The 4687-nt window shown below is 72.3% G+C and carries 5 protein-coding genes; all 5 read right to left on the bottom strand.

What is annotated here, in order from left to right; all coding sequences use genetic code 11:
* The coding region (locus VGH76_RS05330) for a Clp protease N-terminal domain-containing protein (RefSeq protein WP_331555575.1) at positions 1-1193 on the bottom strand (1193 nt) is incomplete at its 3' end.
* Between the two features lies 1 nt (position 1194).
* Positions 1195-1557: a chaperone modulator CbpM gene (locus tag VGH76_RS05325; RefSeq protein WP_331555574.1), complete on the bottom strand. Its 363-nt coding sequence runs from the start codon at positions 1555-1557 to the stop codon at positions 1195-1197.
* Positions 1554-2528, bottom strand: coding sequence for a J domain-containing protein (locus VGH76_RS05320; RefSeq protein WP_331555573.1), 975 nt, complete (start codon positions 2526-2528; stop codon positions 1554-1556). Before VGH76_RS05320 ends, VGH76_RS05325 begins: the two co-directional genes overlap by 4 nt.
* A complete protein-coding gene (locus VGH76_RS05315) occupies positions 2528-3058 on the bottom strand; it encodes a nucleotide exchange factor GrpE (RefSeq protein ID WP_331555572.1) in 531 nt (176 codons plus the stop codon). The genes VGH76_RS05320 and VGH76_RS05315 overlap by 1 nt, the downstream gene beginning before the upstream one ends.
* Positions 3059-3064: 6 nt before the next feature.
* The coding region (gene dnaK / locus VGH76_RS05310; protein WP_331555571.1) for a molecular chaperone DnaK at positions 3065-4687 on the bottom strand (1623 nt) is incomplete at its 5' end.

The following is a 4687-nucleotide window of genomic DNA, read 5'->3' as shown; positions in this document are numbered from 1 at the left end:
AGGTCGATGGCCTTGTCGGGCAGGAACCGGTCGGAGATGTAGCGGTGCGACAGGGTCACCGCGGCGATCACGGCGCCGTCCTGGATCTTGACGCCGTGGAAGATCTCGAGGCGCTCCCGCAGCCCGCGCAGGATCGAGATCGCATCCTCCACGGACGGCTCGTCAACGAGCACCGGTTGGAAGCGCCGTTCGAGGGCGGCGTCCTTCTCGACGTGCTTGCGATATTCGTCGAGGGTGGTGGCGCCGATCATGTGCAGCTCACCGCGGGCGAGCATCGGTTTGAGCATGTTCCCGGCGTCCATGGCCCCCTCGGCCGCGCCGGCACCGACGACTGTGTGCAGTTCGTCGACGAAGAGCAGGATCCGCCCCTCCGCGGCGCGCACCTCGTTGAGCACCGCCTTGAGGCGCTCCTCGAACTCCCCGCGGTACTTCGCGCCCGCCACCAGGGAACCCATGTCGAGGGCGAAGACCGTCTTGCCGCGCAGCCCCTCCGGGATGTCGCCGCGGGCGATGCGCTGGGCCAGGCCCTCGACGATCGCGGTCTTGCCGACTCCGGGGTCGCCGATGAGGACGGGGTTGTTCTTGGTCTTGCGGGACAGGATCTGGATCACCCGACGGATTTCGCTGTCCCGGCCGATGACGGGGTCGAGCTTGGCGGCCGCCGCGTCGGCGACCAGATCGCGGCCGTACTTCTCCAACGCCTCGTACGCGACCTCGGGCATGGCCGAGGTGACCCGCTGGTTGCCCCGGACCGCGGTGAGGGCCTGCAAGAACCGGTCCCGGGTCAGCCCTTCCTCGTGCAGCAGCCGCCCCGCCGCGGTGCCGCTGCCCTCGTCGACGAGCGCGGCCACCAGGTGCTCCACCGACACGTACTCGTCCTTGAGTCGCTTGGCCTCCCGCTCGGCGGTGTCCAGCAGCCGGCTCAAGCGCTGGGTGACGTGGATCTGTCCGGGCGCCGCCCCCGGCCCGCTCACGCCCGGGCGTCGTCCCAGCTCCGCCTCCAACCCGGCCCGCAGCCGGTCGGGATCGGCGCCGGCCTGGGACAGCAGCCGCGACCCGAGCCCCTGTTCCTGGTCGAGCAGGGCAAGCAGCAGATGCTCCCCGTCGACCTCGGTGTGCCGGAAGCGCAGCGCCTTGGTCTGGGCGTCGTGCAGCGCCTCCTGGGACTTCTGCGTGAGACGGTTCGGGTCCACGTCAGCCTCCGATGGGTCGGGTCGATGTCCGGGGGGTCTCGCGCGGCAGGAACCGGGTCTGAAGTCGGGACTCCCGCAGGGCGCACTCCAGCACGGCCACTCGATCGAGCAGGTCCACGACCAGGCCGAGCGCCGCGTAATTCAGGCCGAACCCGGCGCGCAGGCGTTGGATCCGCGCGACGGTGGCCAGGTCCGACCGCGAGAACCACAGCGCCCCGTCGGCGTCGCGGTGCGGCTCCAGCAGCCCAAGTGCCACCAGGCGCCGAACGAGATCGGGATGCAGGCCGGCGGCCCGCGAGAACTGGTCGAGGTCGAGCCGCGCGGCCTCGGCCCGGCCCGCGGCTCGGACCAGCAGGTAGGTCATCGTGTCCTCCTCGGGTCGAAGGTGGACGCGGCGGCGAGCTCCTGGAACAGCCGCCTCTCCTCGGCGGAGAGCCGCGACGGCACCGTGATCTTGGCCTCGGCGTAGAGGTCGCCGGGGGTGCCCCGTGGGTTGGGCAGGCCCCGACCGCGCAGCCGTAACCGCCGACCGCTGGACGTCCCCGGCAGGACCTTCACCTTGGCCTCACCCGCCGGTGTATCGACCGCGACGGACGCCCCGAGCGCCGCCTCCCACGGCGTCAGCGGCAGGTCCACGTGCAGGTCGCGGCCCTGGACGCGGTAGCGCGGATGCGGCGCGATGCGCACGACGAGGTACAGGTCGCCGGCCGGTGCGCCCTCGCTGCCCCCGCCGCCCTGCCCGGCCAGCCTGATCCGCTGCCCCTCGGCGACCCCGGCGGGGATCGTGACGTCCAGGGTCCGTCGCCCGCCGGGCCCGCCCACGGTCAGCGAGCGGCGCCCACCTGCATAGGCCTCCTCGAGGGTGACCTCCAGTTCGGCCTCCTGGTCGGCGCCTGGGATCGGGCCCCACCCCGACCGTCCGCGGCCGGCCGCCCCGAACAGGTCGCCGAAGACGTCCTCGAGGTCGATGCCCTCGGCCCCCGGGCCGCTCGTGCTGAACCAGACGCCCTCGTCGCCGGTGCCGGTCCAGCCGCGCCGGGCGCCGGCACCAGCCGCTCCCCGCCCCGCCCGGGCCCGGGCCCAGGTCTCGGGGTCCACACCCTCCGGTACCTGGCGGAAGTCCGGCCCGAACGCGTCGTAACGGCGGCGCAGCTCCGGATCGGACAGGACGTCGTAGGCGGCGGAGATCTCCTTGAAGCGCTCCTCCGCCTCCGGATCCGAGTTGACGTCCGGGTGGTAGGCACGCGCGAGCTTGCGGTACGCGCGCTGGATCTCGCCCTGGCCGGCGGTCCGCGCCACCCCCAGGACCTCGTAGAGATCACGTCCGGCCGCCATCACCCGTGACCCGCCGCGACCACCACGGCAGCGGGGCGCAGCTGGTGCTCATCGGCGCCGTAGCCCGGCCGCACGACCCGCAGGACGGTGCCCGGCTTGGTGCCCGGGACGGGAACGGCGGCCACCGCCTCGTGCCGCGCCGGGTCGAAGGCGGCGCCCTCCTCGTCCCGCCGCGGGAAGCCGAGCCGGGCCAGCACTGCAACGGCCTGGTCCCGTACGGCCCGGACCCCCGCCACGATCGCCTCCGAGCCGGACCCGGCGTGTTCCAGGGCGAGGTCGAGGTTGTCCAGCACCGGCAGCCACTCCGCCGCTACCCGAGCCCGTTCCTCGGTCCGCACCCGCTCGGCGTCGCGGGCCGCCCGCTTGCGAAGGTTGTCCAGGTCGGCCACCGCGCGTCGCCACTGGTCCTCGGCGTGGTCGAGCCGCTCCCGCACCTCGGCGAGGGTCGCCTGCGCCTCCTTGGCGGGGTCGGTCTCCGCCGCCGCGGTCGCGGCGCCCTTGCCCGCGCTACCGACGGGCTGCTCGGCCACGTCCGCTCACCCCGTGGTGAACTCGGCGTCGATCACGTCGTCTTCCCCGCCGCCCGGCCGGCCCGGGCTGCCGGAGCCGGCGGGCCCGCCCGTGGCGCCCAGGCCGTGGAAGACCTGCTGGAGCTCGGCGGTCATCGAGCGCAACTGCTCGAGCGGCGCCTCACTCTTCAACGCCTGTTCCGCCTCGGCCACCAGCATCTCGGCCCGGGCCCGCTCGTGGGCGGGAACGGCGTCGCCCAGCTCGGCGAGCCGCCCCTGCGTCTGGTAGGCGGCCGCGTCGAGGGAATTGCGGGCGTCGACGAGCTCACGCAGCCGGGCGTCCTCGCCACGGTGCTGCTCGGCGTCGGTGACCATGCGTTGGATCTCCGCCTGGTCCAGGTTGGAGGATTGGGTGATCGTGATGCTCTGCTTCGCGTCGGTGTCCTTGTCGCGTGCGGAGACGTTGAGGATCCCGTTGGCGTCGATGTCGAAGGTGACCTCGACCTGCGGGACCCCGCGCGGGGCCGGGCGAATGTTCTCCAGCCGGAACCGCCCGAGCACCCGGTTGTCCGCGGCCCGTTCGCGCTCACCCTGCAGGACCACGATGTCCACGGCCGATTGGTTGTCCTCGGCAGTGCTGAAGATCTCTGTGCGCCGCGCCGGGATCGTGGTGTTGCGCTCCATGACCTTCGTCATCAGCCCGCCCATCGTCTCCACACCCAGGGAGAGCGGGGTGACGTCGAGCAGCAGCACGTCTTTGCGCTCCCCCTTGATGACTGCGGCCTGGATCGCGGCGCCCATGGCGACGACCTCGTCGGGGTTCACCGTCATGTTGGGGTCCTTGCCGCCGGTCAGCCGGCGGACGAGGTTCTGCACGGCGGGGATGCGGGTCGACCCGCCGACGAGGATCACCTCGTCGATGTCATCGGCGGTGATCTTGGCGTCCGCCATGGCCTGCTCGACCGGACCGCGGGTCCGCTCGACGAGGTCGGCGGTGATCTGGTCGAAGGTGGAGCGCATCAGGGTGGTGCTCAGATGCTTGGGCCCGTTGGCGTCCGCGGTGATGAACGGCAGGCTGATCGAGGTTTGGGTCACCGAGGACAGCTCAACCTTGGCCTTCTCCGCGGCCTCGAACAGCCGCTGCAACGCCTGGGGGTCGCGGCGCAGGTCGACGCCCTCGTTGCGCTGGAACTCGTCCGCGAGGTGGTCGACCACGCGGCGATCGAAGTCGTCGCCGCCCAGATGCGTGTCACCGGCCGTCGCGCGTACCTCCACGACGCCGTCCCCGACGTCCAGCAGGCTGACGTCGAACGTTCCCCCGCCCAGGTCGAACACCAGAACCGTCTCGTTCTGCCGTTTGTCCAGCCCGTAGGAGAGCGCCGCCGCGGTCGGCTCGTTGATGATGCGCAGCACTTCCAGACCCGCGATCCGCCCCGCGTCCTTGGTGGCCTGGCGCTGCGCGTCGTTGAAGTACGCCGGCACCGTGATTACCGCCTCGGTCACCTTCTCGCCCAGGAACTTGCTCGCGTCCTCGACGAGCTTGCGCAACACCAGCGCCGCGATCTCCTCCGGGGCGTAGAGCTTGCCCCGCACGTCGATCCGCGCGGCCCCCTCCGGGCCCGCCACGACGTCGAAGGTCACCGCGTTCAG

Source organism: Actinomycetospora sp., from assembly GCF_036497585.1.
Lineage (GTDB): Bacteria > Actinomycetota > Actinomycetes > Mycobacteriales > Pseudonocardiaceae > Actinomycetospora.
Note: the sequence above shows the minus strand (reverse complement) of the source record. Positions and strands in the feature narration are given on the sequence as shown.

What these genes read in the sequence shown, in the direction of transcription:
- VGH76_RS05320 (WP_331555573.1), bottom strand. Translation starts at nt 2,528, where the DNA reads ATGGCGGCCGGACGTGATCTCTACGAGGTCCTGGGGGTGGCGCGGACC.
- VGH76_RS05325 (WP_331555574.1), bottom strand. Translation starts at nt 1,557, where the DNA reads ATGACCTACCTGCTGGTCCGAGCCGCGGGCCGGGCCGAGGCCGCGCGG.